This is a genomic window from Streptomyces sp. MGP-BFMKR1 (assembly GCF_057766585.1).
The window spans coordinates 2,286,393-2,306,755 of the sequence record NZ_CM173408.1 but is presented as its reverse complement, the minus strand read 5'-3'; the positions used below and the strand labels follow the sequence as shown (position 1 = coordinate 2,306,755).

Genomic DNA, 20,363 nt, shown 5'->3' with positions numbered 1-20,363 from the left:
CAACGCGGCGCCGGCGTGGCCGGTCACCCCCCGCGCCGCCGGCCGCGCGAGCGACCACGTGTGCGCTCCGGGGCGCGGGCGGCGCATCTGAGGAGATGCGCCGTCGCCCGGCCTCACCTGGAGCGACTTCGCGTGCCGTCGGACGCGCCCGCGCGGGCCGGAACCGTGCGCCCCCACGCGCCTCTCGTGCGCGTCGCCCCGGCTCGTAGAATCGACGCATCATGGCCTACCTCGACCACGCCGCCACCACTCCGATGCTCCCGGAGGCGGTGCGGGCGATGACCGACCAGCTCGCCGTCACCGGCAACGCCTCCTCCCTCCACGCCGCGGGACGGCGCGCGCGCCGCACCGTGGAGGAGTCCCGCGAGTCGCTCGCCGCCGCGCTGGGCGCCCGCCCCAGCGAGGTGGTGTTCACCGCGGGCGGCACCGAGGCCGACAACCTCGCCGTCAAGGGCCTCTACTGGGCCCGCCGCGCCGCCGACCCGGCCCGCACCCGGCTGCTCGCCAGCCCCGTCGAGCACCACGCCGTGCTCGACGCGGTGGACTGGCTCGCCACGCACGAGGGCGCGCGCGTGGAGTGGCTGCCGGTCGACGCGTACGGCAGGGTCAGCCCGGACGCGCTGCGCGAGGCCATCGCCCGCGACCCCTCGGACGTGGCGCTGGCCACCGTGATGTGGGCCAACAACGAGATCGGCACGATCATGCCGGTCGCCGAACTGGCCGCGGTGGCGCGCGAGTTCGACGTTCCGTTGCACGCGGACGCGGTGCAGGCGTTCGGCCAGGTCGAGGTGGACTTCGCGGCCTCCGGCCTCGCCGCGATGACGGTCACCGGCCACAAGATCGGCGGTCCGTACGGGATCGGGGCGCTGCTCCTCGGCCGTTCGTACGCTCCCGTGCCGCTGCTGCACGGCGGCGGCCAGGAGCGGCACGTGCGCTCGGGCACGCTGGACGTGCCCGCCATAGCCTCGTTCGCGGTGGCCGGCGAGCTGGCCGCCGCGCGCCGCGAGGAGTTCGCGCACGAGATCGGCGGGCTGCGGGACGCGCTCGTCGCGGCGGTCACGGAGGCCGTCCCGGACGCGGTGCTGGGCGGCGACCCGGACCCGGCGGGCCGACTGCCCGCCAACGCGCACTTCTCCTTCCCCGGGTGCGAGGGCGACTCCCTGTTGCTGCTGCTGGACGCGCAGGGCATCGAGTGCTCGACGGGCTCCGCCTGCACCGCGGGCGTCGCGCAGCCCAGCCACGTGGTCCTCGCCACCGGCTCGCCCCCGGAACTGGCCCGCGGCACGCTGCGGTTCTCCCTCGGGCACACCTCCACGAAGGCGGACGTGGAAGCGGTGGCGGCGGCCATCGGCCCCGCGGTCGCCCGCGCCCGCACGGCCGGGCTCAGCTAGCGACGGCGCGCCCCGACCCGGCATCCTGCCCCGTCGCCCCGTCGCCCCGTCGCCCCGTCGCCCCGTCGCCCCGTCGCCCCGTCGCCCCGTCGCCCCGTCGCCCCGTCGCCCCGTCGCCCCGTCGCCCCGCTACGGGGCGGTGCGGGGCGGGTGTGGGGCGGGTGTGGGGGTCCGGGGCGCGGTGGGGCCGAATCGCGGCGACGTACCGGCTGGCGCACCCGTACCCTGGAACGGCTATGACTGACTTCCCGGGCGCCCCCGATCCTTCCGCTCCGCGCGATGGCCGTCGCCTCCGTGTGCTCGCCGCGATGTCCGGCGGCGTCGACTCCGCCGTCGCCGCCGCGCGGGCCGCCGAGGCCGGGCACGAGGTGACCGGCGTGCACCTCGCGCTCTCCGCCAACCCGCAGTCGTTCCGCACCGGTGCGCGCGGCTGTTGCACCATCGAGGACTCGCGCGACGCGCGCCGCGCCGCCGACGTCATCGGCATCCCCTTCTACGTCTGGGACCTGGCCGAGCGGTTCCGGGAGGACGTGGTCGAGGACTTCGTCGCCGAGTACGCGGCGGGCCGTACGCCCAACCCCTGCCTGCGCTGCAACGAGAAGATCAAGTTCGCGGCGTTGCTCGACAAGGCGCTCGCGCTCGGCTTCGACGCCGTGTGCACGGGCCACTACGCCACCGTCGTCACCCGCGACGACGGCTCCCGCGAGCTGCACCGCGCCTCCGACCTCGCGAAGGACCAGAGCTACGTGCTCGGCGTCCTCGACGACCGGCAGCTCGCGCACGCGATGTTCCCCCTCGGCGACACCCTCACCACCAAGGACGAGATCCGCGCGGAGGCGGAGCGGCGCGGCCTCGCCGTCGCGAAGAAGCCCGACAGCCACGACATCTGCTTCATCGCCGACGGCGACACGCAGGGCTTCCTGGCCAAGCGGCTCGGCACGGCCGAGGGCGACATCGTGGACGAGGACGGTACGAAGCTGGGCACGCACGAGGGCGCGTACGGCTTCACCATCGGCCAGCGCAAGGGCCTGCGCCTCGGCGTCCCGGCCGCCGACGGCAAGCCGCGCTACGTGCTCGACATCTCCCCGGTGAACAACACCGTCACGGTGGGACCGGCCGGCGCCCTCGACATCGCCGCGCTCAGCGCGATCAAGCCCCGCTGGTGCGGCACCCCGCCGACCGGCCCCGGCACGTACACGGCCCAGCTCCGCGCGCACGGCAGCGAAACGCCGGTCGCGGCGGAGTTGGTGGGCGACGTGCTGGAGGTCCGGTTCGACGCGCCGGTACGGGGCGTGGCGCCGGGCCAGGCGATCGTGCTGTACGACGGCACGCGGGTGGTGGGCTCGGCGACGATCGCCCACACGGAGCGCGCGACACCGGCGGCCACGGCGACCGCCGGCCCAGCGGCCTGAGCGGCCGTCCCCGAGGCCCGTTGCCCCGCCCCGTACCCCAGGCTCTTCCGGAGCCCCGTCCCCTCGCCCCGTACCGGCCGCACGGCGCGGCGTACGGGGCGGCTGCCGGACCCGACCGGGCCCGGCTGAACCCGCCCGCACCCGCCGGTCGGGCGGGGTGAACGGTCGGCCGGGCTTCGAACGCTGGCGCGGACGGGCTCTCGTACAGTGGCGGGCATGAACATCTGCGTCTTCTGCTCCGCCGCCGACCTCGACGAGCGCTATGTCACACCGGCCCGCGAGTTCGCCGAGTTGCTCGGCAAGGGCGGGCACACGCTGGTGTGGGGCGGCTCGGAGGCCGGCCTGATGAAGGTCATGGCCGACGGGGTGCAGGAGCACGGCGGGCGGCTGGTCGGCGTCTCGGTGGAGTTCCTCCGCGACAAGGCGCGGCAGAACGCCGACGAGATGCTGATCACCAGGGACCTGGCCGAGCGCAAGGCGCAGCTCCTCGCGCGCGCCGACGCGATCGTGATCATGGTGGGCGGCACCGGCACGCTGGACGAGGCGACCGAGATCCTGGAGCTCAAGAAGCACGGCCTGCACACCAAGCCGGTGGTGCTGCTCAACGCGGCCGGCTTCTACGACGGCCTCAAGCGGCAGCTCCAGCGGATGGAGCAGGAGGGCTTTCTGCCGATCCCGCTCACCGATCTCGTCTTCTTCGCCGAGGACGGGGTGGGCGCACTGGCCTATCTGGAGGAGCAGGCGGGCGTCCAGCCGTAGCCCGCGCCCCGCGCCGACCGGCCCCGTCCCCCGGCCGCCCCGGTCACCCGGCAACCGTCGTTAGGATCGCCGCATGGGTACGCATCTGATCACCGGAGCAGGCTCGGGCATCGGCACCGTCGTCGCGGAGCGACTGTGCGCACGCGGCGACGAGCTGTGGTTGCTGGCGCGCGACGCCGGGCGGGCGAAGCAGTTGGCGGAGCGGTACCCCGGGGCCAACACGCTCGTCGGCGACCTGGCGGAGCCCGAGCGACTGTCCTGGGCGCTCAGCCACCAGCAGGTGCCGGACCGCCTCGACTCGCTGCTGCACATCGCCGGCGTCGTGGAACTCGGCGACGTCGGTGACCTCACCCCCAAGGCGTGGAACCAGCAACTCGCCGCCAACCTGGTCTCGCCGGCCGAACTCACCCGCCTGCTGCTGCCCCAGCTCCGGCTGGCGAAGGGGCACGTGGTGTTCGTGAACTCGGGCGCGGGGCTGCGGGCCAACGCCCAGTGGAGCGCGTACGCGGCCAGCAAGCACGGCCTCAAGGCGCTGGCCGACGCGCTGCGCTGGGAGGAGAGCGGCAACGGCATCCGGGTCACCACCGTCTACCCGGGGCGCACCGCCACGCCCATGCAGGTCAAGGTGCACCAGCAGGAGGGCAGGGAGTACGACCCGGAGCGCTGGATGACCCCGGAGTCGGTGGCCACCACCCTGCTCACCGCCCTGGACCTGCCGCGCGACGCGGAGATCACCGACCTGTCGGTCCGCCCGCGCGCCTGACCCCACCCGGGCCCGCGCGCCTGACCTCACCCGGGCCCGGGCGCCGTGGCCCCGTGCCCGCTGGCGCCCCGCCCCCGGGACGGGCCCCGTCGCTGACCAGCCCGCCCCGTCGCTGCCCCCGCCCCGTGGCCCCGTGCACCGTCGCGTCGTCGCGCCGTACGGGCGCGTGGCTCCGTACGGGCCCCGTGGCTCCGTGCCCCGTGCCCCGTGGGGCGCGGGGTCGCCGGGGCGCGCCCCGGGAGGGGAGGGTGCGCGGAGCCGGGCGGTGGTCACGGCGGGCGCCGTGGCGGTACGGGGGCGACGGCGCCGCGCCCCGCGCCTCGTACGCTTCCTGCGTGAGTGTGAGCGAGAACGACGAGATGGGCTGGGGCGCGGGCGCCGCGACCGGCATCGGCTCCATGCCGGGCGAGGACGCCCGGGAGGCCGCCAGGACCGTGACCGGTTCGCTGGAGCGGCTCCCGTACCTGCCGGAGCTGCCGGCGAGGGGCCCCGGCGCGGACATGATCGGGCGCACCGCCGGGATGCTCGTGGAGCTGTACGCGCGCGTGGAGCCCAGCGGCTGGCGGATCGGCGACCACCCCGGCCGTGACACCCGGCGCGCGCGGTCCTGGCTCGGCGAGGACCTGGACGCGCTGGAGGAGTACACCCAGGGGTACACCGGAACGCTCAAGGTGTCCGCCGTCGGGCCCTGGACGCTGGCCGCGGCGCTGGAGCTGCGCGGCGGCGAGGCCATGCTCAGCGACCCCGGCGCCTGCCGGGACCTGGTCGGATCGCTGGCCGAGGGGTTGCGCGCGCACCTGGCCGACGTGCGGCGCCGGGTGCCGGGCGCCCGCGTGGTGCTCCAGCTCGACGAGCCCTCGCTGCGCGCCGTCCTCGAGGGCCGGGTCCGCTCCGCCAGCGGCTACCGCACCCACCCCGCCGTCGACCGGGTGGTGGTCGAGGGCGCGCTGCGCGAGATGTGCGCGCTGCACGACGGGCCCGTGGTCGTGCACTGCTGCGCGCCCGGCGTCCCGTTCGGGCTGCTGCACCGTTCCGGGGTGGCGGGCGTCTCCTTCGACTTCTCACTCGTCACGGAGCGTGAGGAGGAAGCGATCGGCGAGGCGGTCGAGGGTGGCCTCACGCTGTTCGCCGGTGTGCTGCCGGGCACGGACCCGCAATCGGGGCCATTGTCAGACCCTGCGGGTAGCGTCATGGGTGTCAGGACGCTGTGGCGCAGGTTGGGGCTGTCGCCGGGGACCCTCGCGGAGTCCGTGGTGGTCACCCCCTCCTGCGGGCTCGCGGGTGCCTCGGCGAGGTACGCGCGCGCCGCGCTGGACCACTGCGTCCGGGCGGCGACATCGCTCGTGGACAACCCTGAGTGATGGCGCCCGCCCCGCGGCGTGGTGTCCGCGAGGCGGTTGACGGATGAGGTAACGGGAGGTCGAGACGGTGGCTGGCGAAACGGTGTCCGGAGGCGAGAGCGCGTCCGAGGGCGCGGCGGACGAGGAGCGCTCGGCGCTGCCCGCCGAGGCGCGGTCCGAGGTGCCGTCCGAGGCCCGGGAGCGGCATCAGCGCCTGGCCGAGGAGGTCGAGGAGCACCGCTTCCGGTACTACGTGAAGGACGCGCCGGTCGTCAGCGACGCGGAGTTCGACACACTGCTGCGCGCGCTGGAGGCGTTGGAGACCGAGCACCCGCAGTTGCGCACGCCCGACTCGCCGACCCAGAAGGTGGCGGGGTCGTACGAGACGGAGTTCACCGAGGTCGAGCACCGCGAGCGGATGCTCAGCCTGGACAACGCCTTCGACGAGGAGGAGTTGGCCGCCTGGACCGACCGGATCGCCAAGGACCTCGGCGAGGCCGCCTCGTACCACTTCCTGTGCGAGCTGAAGGTGGACGGCCTCGCGGTCAACCTCACCTACGAGCACGGCCGGCTGACCCGCGCCGCCACCCGCGGCGACGGCCGCACGGGCGAGGACATCACGCCCAACGTGCGCACCATCGCGGAGATCCCCGACCGGCTGGTCGGCGAGGGCGTGCCCGCCCTGGTCGAGGTGCGGGGCGAGGTCTTCATCCCGATGGAGCGGTTCGAGGAGCTCAACGCCGGCTTGGTGGAGGCCGGCAAGCCGCCGTTCGCCAACCCGCGGAACGCTGCGGCCGGGTCGCTGCGGCAGAAGGACCCCAAGGTCACCGCCAGCCGCCCGCTGCACATGGTGGTGCACGGCATCGGCGCCCGCGAGGGCTTCGACATCGACTGTCAGTCCCATGCGTACGCGCTGCTCCGCGAATGGGGCCTGCCGACCTCACGCCACATCGAGGTGGTCGATACACCAGATGGCGTACGGGCCTTCATCGCCCGGTTCGGTGACCCCAGGCGGCGCCACTCGGTGGAGCACGAGATCGACGGCGTGGTCGTCAAGCTGGACGAGATTCCGCTCCAGGGGCGGCTGGGCTCCACCTCGCGGGCGCCGCGCTGGGCGATCGCCTGGAAGTACCCGCCGGAGGAGGTCAACACCAAGCTGGTGGACATCCGGGTCGGCGTCGGCCGCACCGGCCGGGTGACGCCCTACGCGGTGGTCGAGCCCGTGACGGTGGCCGGCTCCGAGGTGGAGTTCGCGACGCTGCACAACCAGGAGGTCGTCAAGGCCAAGGGCGTCCTCATCGGCGACACCGTGGTGCTCCGCAAGGCGGGCGACGTCATCCCGGAGATCCTCGGCCCGGTGGCCGACCTGCGGGACGGCAGCGAGCGGGAGTTCGTCATGCCCGCCGAGTGCCCGGACTGCGGCACCGCCCTCCAGCCGATGAAGGAGGGCGACATCGACCTGCGCTGCCCCAACGCCCGGTACTGCCCCGCGCAGATCCGCGAGCGCGTCTTCTACCTCGCCGGCCGCAAGAGCCTGGACATCGAGCACCTGGGGTACGTGGCCGCCGCCGCGCTGACCCAGCCGCTCGAACCCGAGGAGCCGCCGCTGCGCAACGAGGGCGACCTGTTCGACCTCGACATCGACGCCCTGCTCCCCATCCGCTCGCACGTCCTCGACCCGGACAGCGGCCTGCCCAAGCGCGACCCGGAGACCGGCGAGGAGAAGACCGTCACCTTCTTCGCCAACCAGAAGGGCGAGCCGAAGAAGAACGCCCTGGCCATGCTGGAGAACATCCAGGCCGCCAAGGAACGGCCGCTGGCCCGCATCATCACCGGCCTGTCGATCCGGCACGTCGGCCCGGTGGCCGCCGAGGCGCTGGCCCGCGAGTTCCGCTCGCTGGACCGCATCGCGGAGGCCAGCGAGGAGGAGTTGGCGGCGGTCGAGGGGGTGGGCGGCATCATCGCCGCGTCGGTGAAGCAGTGGTTCGCCGAGGAGTGGCACCGCGAGATCGTCGAGAAATGGCGGGCCGCGGGGGTGCGCTTCGAGGAGGAGGCCGGCGAGGATGAGGGTCCCAGACCACTCGCCGGGCTCACCGTCGTCGTCACCGGAACGCTCCAGTCGTACACGCGGGACGGCGCGAAGGAGGCTCTGCAGAACCAGGGAGCGAAGGTGACCGGGTCGGTTTCCAAGAAGACGCATTTCGTGGTCGTCGGTGACAACCCCGGCTCCAAGTACGACAAGGCCGTGCAGGCGAAGGTGCCCGTACTGGACGATCAGGGTCTGGGCGTGCTGTTGGAACAGGGACCCGATGCCGCCCGGGAGGTTGCGCTCACGCCACCTGACGGGTCGGAATAGTTCACAGACGCTCTGGGGGTGGCCCGGCCGTGGCCGGCGGGCATCACTCTTATAGCGCATATCGGATGGTTACGGAGAGCGCGGGCGCATTCGGGCAACCGCTGTCGATCGCTGCTCCCCGTAGCCTAGTGCGGCCTACTGTTGAGATGTGCGCCTGCCGTGGCGCGGGCACCGCCGGCTGTGAGAGGGACGGGTATGAAACCGACCGACAGCGCCGCCCCAGTGTCGCGGTTGTGCCGGAACGCTCTCCCCGGTTTACCGGTCGTGGTCGTCGCGCTGGCCGCCGTCGCCCTGGGCGTGGGCGTCTTCCGCGTGCTGCGGACCGACACCGCGCTCTTCCCGAGCGGCACCGTCGGCTGGTCGCTGGCCGTGCTGACCGGGGCGATCGTCGGCCACCTGGTGGCCCTCGGCCGTGACCGCTGGTGGGGCGGCACCGGCTCCGGCGCCGCCCTCACCCTGGCCGCCCTGCTGCTGTACGGCTGGCTGCCCGCCGTCGTCATCAGCCTGGCCGTGGTCGTGCTGGTCGGCGCGGCCCGCCGACACCGCTGGCGCCAGGCCCTGTTGCACGGCGCCGTGGACATCCTCGGCATCGGCGCCGCGGGCCTGGCCCTCGCCGCACTCGGCACCATCCCCTCGGTGGAGCACCCCTGGCAGCCCGACGCCTGGAACCTGTACGTCATCCCGCCCATCGCCCTGGTCGCCTTCTCCTACCTGCTGGTGACCCGGGCCCTGCTCTGGTACACGATGGCGCCGCGCGGCGGCGGCCTGCGCACCGTCGTGCGCACCGCCATCGTCCGCCAGGCACTGGTCGGCATCGCCCTGCTGGGCATCGCCCCGCTCATCGTCGTCGTCGGCGTGCACACCCCGATGCTGCTCCCGCTGTTCGCGGTGCCGCTGATAGCCCTCGACTCCACGCTGTGGATCGCCCGGGTCCGCGCCGAGGAGCAACTCCGCGACCCGCTGACCGGGCTGCCCAACCGTCAGTGGCTGCTGGAGCGCACCTGGTCGGCGCTGGACGAGGCCGAGCGGGCCGGCACCCGCTCGGCCCTCGTCCTCATCGACCTCGACCGGTTCCGCTCCGTCAACGACACCCTCGGTCACCTCGCCGGCGACCGGCTGCTGTTGCAGATCGCCGAGCGGCTGCGGCTGGCGCTGCCGCGCGGCGCCGAGGTGGCCCGGCTCGGCGGCGACGAGTTCGCCGTACTGCTGCCCACCGCCGACTCCCTGACCAGCGCTCAGCGCGCCGCCCGCTCGCTCATCGCCGCCCTCGGCTCGCCGCTCGACCTCGACGGGCTCACGCTGGTCCTGGAGGCCAGCGCCGGGGTCGCCGTCTTCCCCGACCACGCCATCGACGCCGAGGGCCTGTTGCGCCGGGCTGACGTCGCCATGTACCAGGCCAAGCGGGACCGCAGCGGCACCGAGGTCTACGAGGCGCGCCGGGACGGCAACACGCCCGACCGGCTCGGCCTCCTCGGCGACCTGCGCCGCGCCCTGGACGCGGGCGACGTGGAACTGCACTACCAGCCCAAGGTCGGCTTCGACGGACACGTCGCCGGCCTCGAGGCGCTGGTGCGCTGGGTGCACCCGGACCGGGGCAAGGTGCCGCCGGACGAGTTCATCGCCATGGCCGAGAGCTCGGGCCTGATGCCCAAGCTGACGGAGTACGTGTTGGAGACGGCGCTCGGCCAGGTCGCCCAGTGGCGCGCCGCCGGCCTCGACGTGCCGGTCGCCGTGAACGTCTCGCCGCGCGACGTGCACACCCCCGGCTTCGCGGGCGCGGTCGCCGCGCGCCTGGCCCGGCACGGGGTACCGCCCGGCGCGCTGCAACTGGAGATAACCGAGCACGTCCTGCTGGAGGACCCGCAGCGGGCCGCCGACACGATGGCGGGCCTGACCGGGCACGGCGTCAAGATGTCGCTGGACGACTTCGGCACCGGCTACTCCTCGCTGGTGCACCTGCGTCGCCTGCCGGTGAGCGAGCTGAAGATCGACCGGTCGTTCGTGGCCCGCCTGGTCGTGGACAACGAGGACGCGGAGATCGTCCGTTGCACCCTCGACCTCGCGCACTCGCTGGGGCTGCTGGTCGTCGCGGAGGGCGTGGAGGACGACGAGACCTGGGAGCGGCTGCGCGATCTGGGCTGCGACGCGGTGCAGGGCTGGCTCGTCGCCGCGGCGATGCCGCCCGAGGAGACGACGGCCTGGCTCAAGCTCCGCGGCAAGAGCGGCTGGCACCGGGAGATCGAGCGCGGCCAGGCCCTCCAAGCGTCGGCGGAACCCTCGGTGCCGGCGGCGTCGACCGAACAGAAGACCCCGGCCGCGTCGGTGGGCAAGGAGGCGGACCAGCCGGTGACATAGCCCCCGCATCGGCCGGCTGCCGCAACGTTTTGCCTGAGGTAGCGGGCCTGCCGCAAGCCGCCGACGGGGCGCCCCCGGACCGTGCCGGACTGGGCCTGGCGGGCTCGTAACGGCCCGGGCCGGGCAGGCAGGCTCAGCCGAGCTGAGCCGTGCCGAGTCGGCCACGGGGAGGGGGCGGAGGCGAGCGGGCGGAGCGGTTACGGGCGGATGATCCGCTGGACCAGCTCCGGGACCCACTCGACGTACTCCACCTCGGCCCCGTCGGCGTGGCGTGCGTAGAGGAAGCGGCCGGTCGGCCCCGCGGCCAGGGGCGTGGTGAGAGTGGCGCCCGAGGCCGTGAGCGTGGCCTGGCACGCGTCGAGGTCGTCGACGACGACGGTGGCGGAGGCGTGCGCGTACTTGGCCCGCTCCTCGGCCGGCCCGGCGATGACGAGGAAGTCGCCGATGGCCGCCAGCTCGACGGCCTCGAACCCCAGCCGCAGATCGGGCTCGGCCCCCGTCAACTCGCGCAGCAGCGGCAGCGCGCCGTCGAGGCTGTCGGTCCACAGGCGGGCGTACGTCTTGAGGATGGTCATGGGACTCCCAGCGGTTCAGCCGCGGTGGCGCGTGCGGGGGCAGGGGCGGTGGCCGTCGGCTCCGGCCGACGCCTCGCACACCGTAGGGACGGAGGGCCCTGACGTGGAAGAACGCACTTTCTGGTGACCAGGGCACCAGAAGGGAACCGCGCGAGCGCGGCCCGGCGACGAAACCCCGTCCACCGACGTCCCCCGTCCACCGACGACGCCCCGCCCCCTGGTTCCGGACCGCCGCCCAGGGTCGCCGCCCCAGCCCCGGACCGTCACCTCGCCCCGAGGCTCGCCCCGCCCGGACGATCGCCGCCCCGTGCTTGCCCCCTTGCCCCGCCCGTACGGTCGCCCGGCCCCGTACCCCCGCCCCAGCCCCGGACCGCCGCCCCGCCCGTACGGTCGCCCCGCCCCACGACCGCTCCACACGCCCCCACGACCGCTCCACCGCGCCGTCCGCGGTCCCGCTCGTGGCCGCGGGCGTGGTGGCCCGATGCGGGGTGGTGGGTGGCTGTGCGGGGGGCCGTCGGAAAGCCCTTCGTCGGGTGCTGTCCGTGGCGCATAGGATTGGGCGCGCGTCACGACCCGGCGCACGGGCCGGCTCCGGTCACACGGCGCCCGGGTCCACGCTCAGGAACCCAGCCCGTTCACCCAGAATCCAGCCCGAACCCAAGCCAAGAACCCAGAGGATCGCTGCATGCCTGGCATCACGCGCGAGGAGGTCGCCCACCTCGCTCGGCTGTCGCGTCTTGAGCTGAAGGACGAAGAGCTCGACCACTTCGCCGAACAGCTCGACGTGATCATCGGCGCGGTCGCCCGCGTTTCCGATGTCGCCACCGAGGACGTCCCCCCGACCTCCCACCCGCTGCCGCTGACCAACGTCATGCGGCCGGACGAGGTCCGCCCGTCGCTGACCCCGCAGGAGGCGCTGTCCGGCGCCCCGGCTCAGGAGCAGCAGCGTTTCAAGGTTCCGCAGATTCTGGGGGAGGAGTGACCACCGTGCCGGGTACCACCGACCTGACCAAGCTCACGGCGGCCGAGACCGCCGCCCGGATCGCCTCCGGCGAGGTGACCGCGGTCGAGGTGACCGAGGCCCACCTCGACCGGATCGCCGCTGTCGACGAGAAGGTGCACGCCTTCCTGCACGTCGACCGCGAGGGCGCGCTCGCGCAGGCCCGCGCCGTGGACGACAAGCGCGCCCGTGGCGAGAAGCTGGGCCCCCTCGCGGGCGTCCCGCTGGCGCTGAAGGACATCTTCACCACCAAGGGCGTGCCGACCACCGTCGGTTCCAAGATCCTCGAGGGGTGGATCCCGCCGTACGACGCGACACTCACCCAGCGGCTGAAGGCCGCCGACGTCGTCATCCTCGGCAAGACCAACATGGACGAGTTCGCCATGGGCTCCTCCACCGAGAACAGCGCGTACGGGCCGACCGGCAACCCGTGGGACCTGACCCGCATCCCGGGTGGCTCCGGCGGCGGTTCGTCGGCCGCGCTCGCCTCGTACCAGGCCCCGCTGGCGATCGGCACGGACACCGGCGGTTCGATCCGCCAGCCCGCCGCCGTGACCGGCACGGTGGGCGTCAAGCCGACCTACGGCGCCGTCTCGCGCTACGGCATGGTCGCCTTCTCCTCCTCGCTCGACCAGGGCGGGCCCTGCGCCCGTACCGTCCTCGACGCGGCGCTGCTGCACGAGGCCATCGCCGGGCACGACCCGCTCGACTCCACCTCGATCGACGCGCCGGTGCCGTCGGTGGTGGCGGCGGCGCGCGAGGGCGACGTGGCGGGCCTGCGCATCGGCGTCGTCAAGGAGTTCAGCGGCGAGGGCTACCAGGCCGGCGTGATGCAGCGGTTCAACGAGTCCGTCGAGCTGCTGCGCGAGCTGGGGGCCGAGGTCGTCGAGGTCTCCTGCCCGTCCTTCGACCGGGCGCTGGCCGCGTACTACCTGATCGCGCCGTCCGAGTGCTCCTCCAACCTGGCCCGCTTCGACGCCATGCGTTACGGGCTGCGCGTCGGCGACGACGGTACCCGTTCGGCCGAGGACGTCACCGCGCTGACCCGCGAGGCGGGCTTCGGCGACGAGGTCAAGCGGCGGATCATGCTCGGCACGTACGCCCTGTCCTCCGGGTACTACGACGCGTACTACGGCTCCGCGCAGAAGGTCCGCACGCTCATCACGCGCGACTTCGAGCGGGCCTTCGCGTCGGTGGACGTGCTGATCTCGCCGACCACGCCGACGACGGCCTTCCCGATCGGTGAGCGCGCGGACGACCCGCTGGCGATGTACCTTGCCGACCTGTGCACCATCCCCTCCAACCTGGCGGGGAACGCGGCGATGTCGCTGCCGTGCGGACTGGCCCCCGAGGACGGGCTGCCGGTGGGCCTGCAGATCATCGCCCCCGCCATGGCTGACGACCGGCTGTACCGGGTAGGCGCCGCGGTCGAGGCGGCGTTCGTCGACCGCTGGGGCCACCACCTGCTGGAGGAGGCACCGGCCCTGTGAGCGCCGTCTGTACGAGCGTCACGCGTACGGCCGCCGGGTCGCACCCGACGACGACATCCGCCCCGCGGCACCGTGCGGGTAAGGAAGCGAAGAGGAGCAGCCTGTGAGTGGCAAGCTTGAGAAGGCCAAGGGGTTCAGGAAGTCGAAGCCCGGCCTCTACCTTTCCATCGGCACCTCCCTGTTTGGCGTAGTGAGCGTCATCAAGCAGGGCAAGAAGGCCCGCTACGAGAACGACACGTTGCAACTCCTGGACGCCGCGGTGTCCGCCGCGGCCATCGCCACGGGTGTCGCTCTGCTCTTCCGTGAGCTCAAGCGGCTCGGCGACGACGACGTTCTGCTGGGCTGAGAGGGTTAGTTTTCCGTGACCGTCACTGAACTGGTGTCGTACGAGGACGCGCTGGCCACCTACGAGCCCGTCATGGGGCTTGAGGTGCACGTGGAACTCGGCACCAAGACCAAGATGTTCTGCGGGTGCTCGACCGCCCTGGGCGCCGAGCCGAACTCGCAGACCTGTCCCACCTGTCTCGGCATGCCCGGCTCGCTGCCGGTGGTCAACGCCGTCGGCGTCGAGTCCGCCGTCAAGATCGGCCTCGCGTTGCACTGCGAGATCGCCGAGTGGTGCCGTTTCGCCCGGAAGAACTACTTCTATCCGGACATGCCGAAGAACTTTCAGACCTCGCAGTACGACGAGCCCATCGCCTTCAACGGCTACCTGGACGTCCAACTGGAGGACGGGGAGGTCTTCCGGGTCGAGATCGAGCGCGCCCACATGGAGGAGGACACCGGCAAGTCCACCCACGTGGGGGGCGCCACCGGTCGCATCCACGGCGCCTCGCACTCCCTCCTGGACTACAACCGCGCCGGCATCCCGCTCATCGAGATCGTCACCAAGCCGATCGTCGGGGCGGGGGAGCGCGCGCCGGAGGTCGCCAAGGCGTACGTCGCCGAGCTGCGCGAGCTGATCAAGGCGCTCGGCGTCTCCGAGGCCCGCATGGAGATGGGCCAGATGCGCTGCGACGTCAACCTCTCGCTGCGCCCGAAGGGTGCCGAGAAGTTCGGCACGCGCTCGGAGACGAAGAACGTCAACTCGCTGCGCTCCGTCGAGCGCGCCGCGCGCTTCGAGATCCAGCGGCACGCGGCCGTGCTCGGCGCGGGCGGCACGATCCTCCAGGAGACCCGGCACTTCCACGAGGAGGACGGCTCCACCACCTCCGGCCGGATCAAGGAGGAGGCCGAGGACTACCGGTACTTCCCCGAGCCCGACCTGGTGCCGGTGGCGCCGTCCCGGGAGTGGGTCGAGGAGCTGCGCGCGGGGCTGCCGGAGCTGCCGCGGGTGCGGCGCAACCGGCTGCGCGAGGAGTGGGGCATCTCCGAGCACGAGATGCAGTCGGTCCTCAACGCGGGCGTCATCGACCTGATCACCGCCACCATCGAGGCGGGCGCCGACGCGGCGTCGGCCCGCAAGTGGTGGATGGGTGAGCTGGCCCGGCGCGCCAACGAGGAGGGCATCGACCCCACCGCGCTGCCCATCACCCCGGCCCAGGTCGCGCGGGTCGCGGCGCTGGTCGCCGAGGGGGCGCTCAACGACAAGCTGGCCCGCCAGGTCATCGAGGGCGTCCTCGCGGGCGAGGGCGACCCGGACGCGGTGGTCGACAAGCGCGGCCTGAAGGTCGTCTCGGACGAGGGCGCGCTCGGCACCGCCGTGGACGAGGCCATCGCCGGCAACCCGGCCATCGCGGACAAGATCCGCGGCGGCAAGGTGGCCGCTGCGGGCGCGCTGGTCGGCGCGGTCATGAAGGCCACCCGCGGCCAGGCCGACGCGGCCCGGGTGCGCGAGCTGATCCTGGAGCGGCTCGGCGTCACCGAGTAGGTATCGGCGCGAGCGGCGCGGCCTTGGGCCGCGCGGCCCGAGGTGACGACGGCGGCGGGTCCCCGGTGGGGGCCCGCCGCCGACGCGTGTGCGGGCTGGCCGGCGCGCGGCCGGGCCGGCGGGGCGGTGGGGCCGGCGGGGCGGTCGGCGAGCGGGCCGCCGGGCGGGGCCGGGTCGGCGCGCGGCGCGCGCGTCCGGCCCCGGGCGCCGGCGCCCGCCCCGCCACGCCCTGGCGCCTGCCCCGCCGCGTCCCGGCGCCCGCTCGCTCGGGTTACGTCGTGCCGATCACGATCGCCAGCGGGCCGTTCTTCTCCGTCGGTTCGTCGGGCGCGCTGATCAGCTTCTGGCCCAGGTACAGGTGTCCACGCGCGTAGCGCACCTGCCCACCGGCCTCGAAGGACGCCTCGGTGTCCCGGCCGGCCGCGCCGGCGCGCAGCACCCGCGTCTTGGCGTGGGTGCGCGGATCGACACGCCACACGGCACCACCGGCGCCGCCCAACGTCGTCTCCTGGTACGCGAGCACCGCGCCTTTCTCGTCCAGGCCCAGGACGCGCAGGTTGGCGTCCGTGGAGCCGGGTGTGCGGCCGGCCTCCCTGCCGGTGGCCAGGTCGAGGGCGACGATCTCGTTCATCGTCGCCGCGTCCACGTTCTGCTCCGTGCCGAGGAAGACCGCGTCGCGCTCCTTGCTGACCGCCAGTTCCGTGCAGCTCTCCACCACCGAGGGCTGGCAGTCCAGGGTGTACGTGTCGTCACCCACCTCGATCGCGCCGCGCCTGGTACCCCGGGCGGCGCTGTCGTCGACGGCCACCAGGTCGGTGACGCCCGTGGACCGCTTCTTCTCGTCCTCGACGGCGATGACGAGCGGGTCGGTCGAGACCACGTGCAGGTACTCGATGCCAGCCGGCAGCTCGTACGTCGACGTCGCCTTCCGCGTCTTCGGATCGACGCTCTGCACGTCGACGGCGGGGCTTGAGACGTCACCGCAGTGCCGCACCGCGACGAGCCGGGCGCCGCCGCCGTAGCCGACGTCGCGGCACTCCGCGTCCTCCTCCGGCTTCCACAGCGGTGTGCCGTCCACCGACCAGGCCGCGCCGCCGTCGGAGCTGCCGGCCGCGATGGTGCCGCCGCCCATGGTCACCTCGTCGAACATCACCCGCGACCCGTACTCGTTGGTGACCTCGTGCTGCCAACGCAGCTCGCCCTTGCGGAGATCGAGCAGCCCGACCTGGGTGCACACCGGGTTGTCAGCGTCCGCGTCGCGAAACAACACCGGTGTGAGGCCGTCGGCGCTGATATGCGGAGTTGTCCAGCAAATCTCGCCGCCGAGGGGTATTTCCCATTGCGCCGAACCGCCGCCGAGTGGATATCCGGTGACCTTCTCGACGCCCGCCTTCACGAAATTACGGTCGGTCGTCCACATGCCCTCCACGTTGATCGGGTCTTTTCCCACCTTCGGCGTCGGAATCTCGTGGAGAACGCGGGCCTCGGGCGGCTCCTTCTTGCCCGATCCGCCAGACGAGTCGTCGCCCGAGGTGACGAGCCAGGCGCCGCCGGCCAGTGCGATGGCCACCACGACCACCACGGCGACCACTGCCGGGGTGCGCGCCGGGGTGCGGTTCCCGCGCCGGCGCCGGTCGCCGCGCCGTGCGGACGGGCCCGTTCCCGGCCCCGTCCCCAGCCCCGTGGCAGGGCCGCCGGCGGGCGGAACGCCGGGGCCGGCCGGCCCACCCGGGCCGCCGGGCGCCGGCTGTCCGAAGGGCGCGTCGTCACCGGAAGAGGGCGGCGGCGCGCCGCCACCCGCGGCCACCGACGGCCCGCCGCCTGGCGGCGGTGGCGGCGGGGACGGGTAGCCGTAGCCGCCCGGGGGTGGCTGGTGTGGCGGCGGGCCCGGAGGCCGGGGAGGGGGCTGGGTCATGGGAATTCCTCATTGCGGACGCCGGCGAGCCGTTCACGTTCCCCCGCGCTCCGGGACTGAAATCCCCCGGAAAAGAAGCGAATCGGAAATGGCGCCCGTTATTCATCGATCAACTGGCAGTGCAATTGCGGGAGTTATTTCTATCACTCGGTACGGAAGAGGCTTAGGCGACCCGATGCGAGCGCCACGCGGGGAAGCGGCGGGGCGCCCCCCGGGGTTGACCCTGACGCTAACGACAACCTTTTAGCGTCCACGCATGGTGAAGGAGACGGAGATGCGCATCGGGGAACTGGCCCAGCGGACCGGAGTCACCCCCCGCGCGCTGTGCTACTACGAACAACAGGGCCTGCTCGCCCCCGAGCGGGCCGCCAACGGGTACCGCGAGTACGGCGCGCTGGACGGCGTACGGGCCGCGAACATCCGGGAGTTGCTGAGCGCCGGACTGACCGTCGAGGACATCCGGCCGGCCCTGGAACAGGGCTGCCTCGACGTGCCGCTGCGGGAGCGCGCCGGGTGCGCCGACGCGTTGCGTACGGCCACCGACCGGCTCGCGGCCCTGGACGAACGCATCGCGGCCCTGCACGGCCTGCGCGACCGGCTGGCCCACCACATCGACGGAGTCCGCTCCGCCGCCGAGCCGCCCCGGCCGACCGCGCTGGCCGCCGGCTCCGCCCGCTCCGTGCGGGCCGGGGAGGCCGGGCAGGCCGCGTCGGTGTCCGAGGGGCGGCCCTGATGGTCGACACCACGGCGCGGGCCGGCCAGTCGTCCACCGGCGCGCCGATCAGCCGCGTCCTCCCCCTGGCGCTGGCCACCTTCGCAGCCGGCACCGACGACATGGTCATCGCCGGCGTACTCCCGGACATCGCCGCCGACCTGCGTGTCAGCGAGGCGAACGCGGGACAGCTCGTCACCGCGTTCGCCCTCACCTACGGCATCGGCACGCCCGTCGTCGCCGTGCTCACCGCGCGGTACTCGCGGCGCGGCGTACTCCTCGGCGGGCTCGGCGCGTTCGTCGCGCTCAACCTGCTGGCCTCCCTGGCGCCGTCGTACGGGGCGCTGCTGGCGCTGCGCGTGCTCGCGGCCGTGGCCGCCGCCGCCATCACGCCCGCGGCCCTGGCCATGGCCGCGACCATGGCCCCCGACCACCGGCGCGGCAGGTACCTCGGCCTGGTCATCGGCGGCCTCACCGTCTCGCTGGTGGCGGGTGTGCCACTGGGCACCTGGATCGGCGGCGGCCATGGTTGGCGGGCGACGATGCTCTTCGTCGCGGGGCTCGGCGCGCTCGCGTGGTGCGGGGCGCTGGCCGTGCCCCGCGCGCCCGCGACGGGCGCCGACACGGGGCCGGACGGCGCGGCGGCGGAGGCCGCGACGGAGAGGGGAGCGGGGCTGCGCGGGCGACTGGCCCCGCTGCGGCAGCGGCCCGTGCTCGGCGTGCTGCTCATGATCGTGGTCGCCGCGTCCGGCGGCATGATGCAGATGACCTACGTCTTCCCGGTGCTCCGCGCCGCCGGACACGGCATCGGCCACGACGACGTGGCCCTCACCATCACGCTGATGGGATGCGCGGGCGCCGTCGCCGCCTGGCTCGGCGGGCGCGGGGCCGACCAGTGGGGCCCGCGCCCGACGGTGGTGGCCGCCGAACTCGGCCACGGCGCCGCGCTGGTGGCCGTCGCCGTCCTGGCCTGGGTCGGCGACATGCCGTACGCCGCGCTCGCCGCGGCCATGATGCTGGTCGCCCTCTTCGCGTGGTCGCTCACCCCACCGCTCCAGATGCTGCTGCTCTCCCTGGCGCCGGGGGCCGGCATGGAGGTGCTGGCGTTGCAGACCAGCGCCCTGTTCCTCGGGGCGTCGCTGGGTGGCGTGCTCGGCGGGCTGCTGTTGGCGCACGGGTCCGCGGCGGCGATACCGCTCGCGGGCGGCCTGTTGCAGTTCGCCGGCCTCGCGCTGCTGCCACGGCGACGGGGTGCCTGACGGGGCGGTGACGGGGTGCCTTGACGGGGTGGCGCGGGGCCTGGCCGAGCGCCGGACGGGGCGGGCGCGGGCTGCCCCGTCCGCTCCGTGCCCCGTGCTTCGTGCCCCGTGCTCCGTGCTCCGTGCTCCATCGGGACGGTGCCGGAGGGTGGAGCGCGGCCCGAGGCGTGGCGTCGCCGCGTTCCGGCCAGGGCCGCGTCGGGGCGGCGGCGTCCCGTCAGCCGTCCGTACGCCCGCTGAACAGGACGTCGTGCTCCCACTCCGCGCGTGGCTGGGCGTGCAGGCGCCAGTAGTGCTCGGCGATGGCGTCCGGATCGAAGGCCGTGCCCGGCGCGACCGGACCGTCCACGGTGATCGCCGCCACGTGCACGCCGGCGGGCCCGTACTCCTGGTCCAGCAGCGAGACCAGCGCGCGGACGCCGGCCTTGCCGAGGGAGAGGCTGACGTACCGCGGTACCGGCCGTGGCATGCCGCTCGTGACGAGGAACGTGCCGCTGCCGCGCCGCGCCATCGTCGGCGCCACGTGTGCGGCGGCGGTGTGCGCGCCCACCACGTTGACCGCCCAGGCGTCGAGGTGGCCCTGCGCGCTGAGTTCGCCGACGCGGTCCGGGCGGACGATCGCCGCGTTGTAGACCACGACGTCGGGCGGTCCGAACCGGTCGGCCGCAGCGTCGAGCGCGGCCCGCAGCGCCGCCTCGTCGGTGACGTCCGCGGTCAACGCGGCCACCCGCGCGCCGGGCTCCGTTCCCGTTCCCGTTCCCGTGCCCGTGCCCGTCTCGGACGAGCCGCCGGTGGCATCGAGCGCCCGCGCCACCTCGTCCACCGTCCGCCGGGTCCGCGCGACGAGCGCGACCGGCATCCCCGCCCGCGCGAACCGCCGCGCGACGGCCTGACCGATCCCCGGCCCCGCCCCGATGACGACCGCTCCGGACATGGCTCGACTCCCTTCCTCAAGATCACGTACGGCCTGAGGCTAGGGGTTGCCATGGATGTGAAGGTCAAGCGGTCGCCCCCGGACCGGGCACGGAGCACGGGGCACGGAGCGCGAGGCCACGGGGCACGGAGCTCGACGCACGGAGCACGGAGCACGGAGCACGGAGCACGGAGCACGGAGCACGGAGCACGGAGCACGGGGCCTGACGTACGGAGCACGGGGCACGGAGCAC

General features: G+C 73.9%; 16 protein-coding genes. 13 read left to right on the top strand and 3 right to left on the bottom strand.

Annotated elements, in window-relative coordinates; all coding sequences use genetic code 11:
• Positions 1 to 221 precede the first annotated feature (221 nt).
• The 7 genes from AC3CHW_RS08520 to AC3CHW_RS08490 all read left to right on the top strand — a co-directional run bounded on the left by AC3CHW_RS08520 (position 222) and on the right by AC3CHW_RS08490 (position 10,376).
• Entirely contained in the window at positions 222 to 1,391 is a 1,170-nt protein-coding gene (locus tag AC3CHW_RS08520; protein ID WP_488470049.1) for a cysteine desulfurase family protein, read from the top strand.
• 236 nt (positions 1,392 to 1,627) lie between these two features.
• A complete protein-coding gene (gene mnmA, locus AC3CHW_RS08515) occupies positions 1,628 to 2,803 on the top strand; it encodes a tRNA 2-thiouridine(34) synthase MnmA (RefSeq protein ID WP_398608800.1) in 1,176 nt (391 codons plus the stop codon).
• A gap of 216 nt (positions 2,804 to 3,019) precedes the next feature.
• On the top strand, positions 3,020 to 3,562 hold the full coding sequence (locus AC3CHW_RS08510) for an LOG family protein (RefSeq protein ID WP_277319783.1): 543 nt from the start codon (positions 3,020 to 3,022) through the stop codon (positions 3,560 to 3,562).
• A gap of 73 nt (positions 3,563 to 3,635) precedes the next feature.
• Positions 3,636 to 4,325: an SDR family oxidoreductase gene (locus AC3CHW_RS08505; RefSeq protein ID WP_398608799.1), complete on the top strand. Its 690-nt coding sequence runs from the start codon at positions 3,636 to 3,638 to the stop codon at positions 4,323 to 4,325.
• Positions 4,326 to 4,684: 359 nt separating this feature from the next.
• On the top strand, positions 4,685 to 5,686 hold the full coding sequence (locus AC3CHW_RS08500) for a methionine synthase (protein ID WP_488471003.1): 1,002 nt from the start codon (positions 4,685 to 4,687) through the stop codon (positions 5,684 to 5,686).
• Positions 5,687 to 5,822: 136 nt separating this feature from the next.
• Positions 5,823 to 8,021: an NAD-dependent DNA ligase LigA gene (ligA, locus tag AC3CHW_RS08495; RefSeq protein WP_488471002.1), complete on the top strand. Its 2,199-nt coding sequence runs from the start codon at positions 5,823 to 5,825 to the stop codon at positions 8,019 to 8,021.
• A gap of 195 nt (positions 8,022 to 8,216) precedes the next feature.
• Complete coding sequence (locus tag AC3CHW_RS08490; protein ID WP_398608798.1) at positions 8,217 to 10,376, top strand: putative bifunctional diguanylate cyclase/phosphodiesterase; 2,160 nt, start codon at positions 8,217 to 8,219, stop codon at positions 10,374 to 10,376.
• A gap of 197 nt (positions 10,377 to 10,573) precedes the next feature.
• Here AC3CHW_RS08490 and AC3CHW_RS08485 read toward each other — a convergent pair whose 3' ends face one another.
• Entirely contained in the window at positions 10,574 to 10,951 is a 378-nt protein-coding gene (locus tag AC3CHW_RS08485; protein WP_398608797.1) for a VOC family protein, read from the bottom strand.
• A gap of 685 nt (positions 10,952 to 11,636) precedes the next feature.
• Between AC3CHW_RS08485 and gatC the strand changes: the two genes are divergently transcribed.
• The 4 genes from gatC to gatB all read left to right on the top strand — a co-directional run bounded on the left by gatC (position 11,637) and on the right by gatB (position 15,311).
• Positions 11,637 to 11,933: an Asp-tRNA(Asn)/Glu-tRNA(Gln) amidotransferase subunit GatC gene (gatC, locus tag AC3CHW_RS08480; RefSeq protein WP_176164282.1), complete on the top strand. Its 297-nt coding sequence runs from the start codon at positions 11,637 to 11,639 to the stop codon at positions 11,931 to 11,933.
• 5 nt (positions 11,934 to 11,938) lie between these two features.
• Positions 11,939 to 13,441 carry an Asp-tRNA(Asn)/Glu-tRNA(Gln) amidotransferase subunit GatA gene (gene gatA, locus AC3CHW_RS08475; protein ID WP_398608796.1) on the top strand — a complete coding sequence of 501 codons (1,503 nt, stop codon included), beginning with the start codon at positions 11,939 to 11,941 and terminating at the stop codon, positions 13,439 to 13,441.
• A 103-nt stretch (positions 13,442 to 13,544) separates the two neighbouring features.
• Entirely contained in the window at positions 13,545 to 13,787 is a 243-nt protein-coding gene (locus tag AC3CHW_RS08470) for a hypothetical protein (protein WP_187060757.1), read from the top strand.
• A 15-nt stretch (positions 13,788 to 13,802) separates the two neighbouring features.
• Entirely contained in the window at positions 13,803 to 15,311 is a 1,509-nt protein-coding gene (gene gatB, locus AC3CHW_RS08465) for an Asp-tRNA(Asn)/Glu-tRNA(Gln) amidotransferase subunit GatB (RefSeq protein WP_176164284.1), read from the top strand.
• Between the two features lie 271 nt (positions 15,312 to 15,582).
• On the opposite strand, the gene AC3CHW_RS08460 is transcribed toward gatB, so the two are convergent.
• A complete protein-coding gene (locus AC3CHW_RS08460) occupies positions 15,583 to 16,881 on the bottom strand; it encodes a hypothetical protein (protein WP_488470048.1) in 1,299 nt (432 codons plus the stop codon).
• A 601-nt stretch (positions 16,882 to 17,482) separates the two neighbouring features.
• Here AC3CHW_RS08460 and AC3CHW_RS08455 point away from each other — a divergent pair.
• Both AC3CHW_RS08455 and AC3CHW_RS08450 read left to right on the top strand, forming a co-directional pair.
• Positions 17,483 to 17,959, top strand: coding sequence for a MerR family transcriptional regulator (locus tag AC3CHW_RS08455; protein WP_488470047.1), 477 nt, complete (start codon positions 17,483 to 17,485; stop codon positions 17,957 to 17,959).
• Positions 17,959 to 19,197 (top strand): MFS transporter, encoded by a 1,239-nt coding sequence (locus tag AC3CHW_RS08450; RefSeq protein WP_488470046.1) that lies wholly within the window; start codon positions 17,959 to 17,961, stop codon positions 19,195 to 19,197. The genes AC3CHW_RS08455 and AC3CHW_RS08450 overlap by 1 nt, the downstream gene beginning before the upstream one ends.
• A 217-nt stretch (positions 19,198 to 19,414) precedes the next feature.
• Here the strand turns inward: AC3CHW_RS08450 and AC3CHW_RS08445 are convergent, their stop codons facing one another.
• Positions 19,415 to 20,131: an SDR family NAD(P)-dependent oxidoreductase gene (locus tag AC3CHW_RS08445; RefSeq protein ID WP_488470045.1), complete on the bottom strand. Its 717-nt coding sequence runs from the start codon at positions 20,129 to 20,131 to the stop codon at positions 19,415 to 19,417.
• Positions 20,132 to 20,363: the final 232 nt, after the last annotated feature.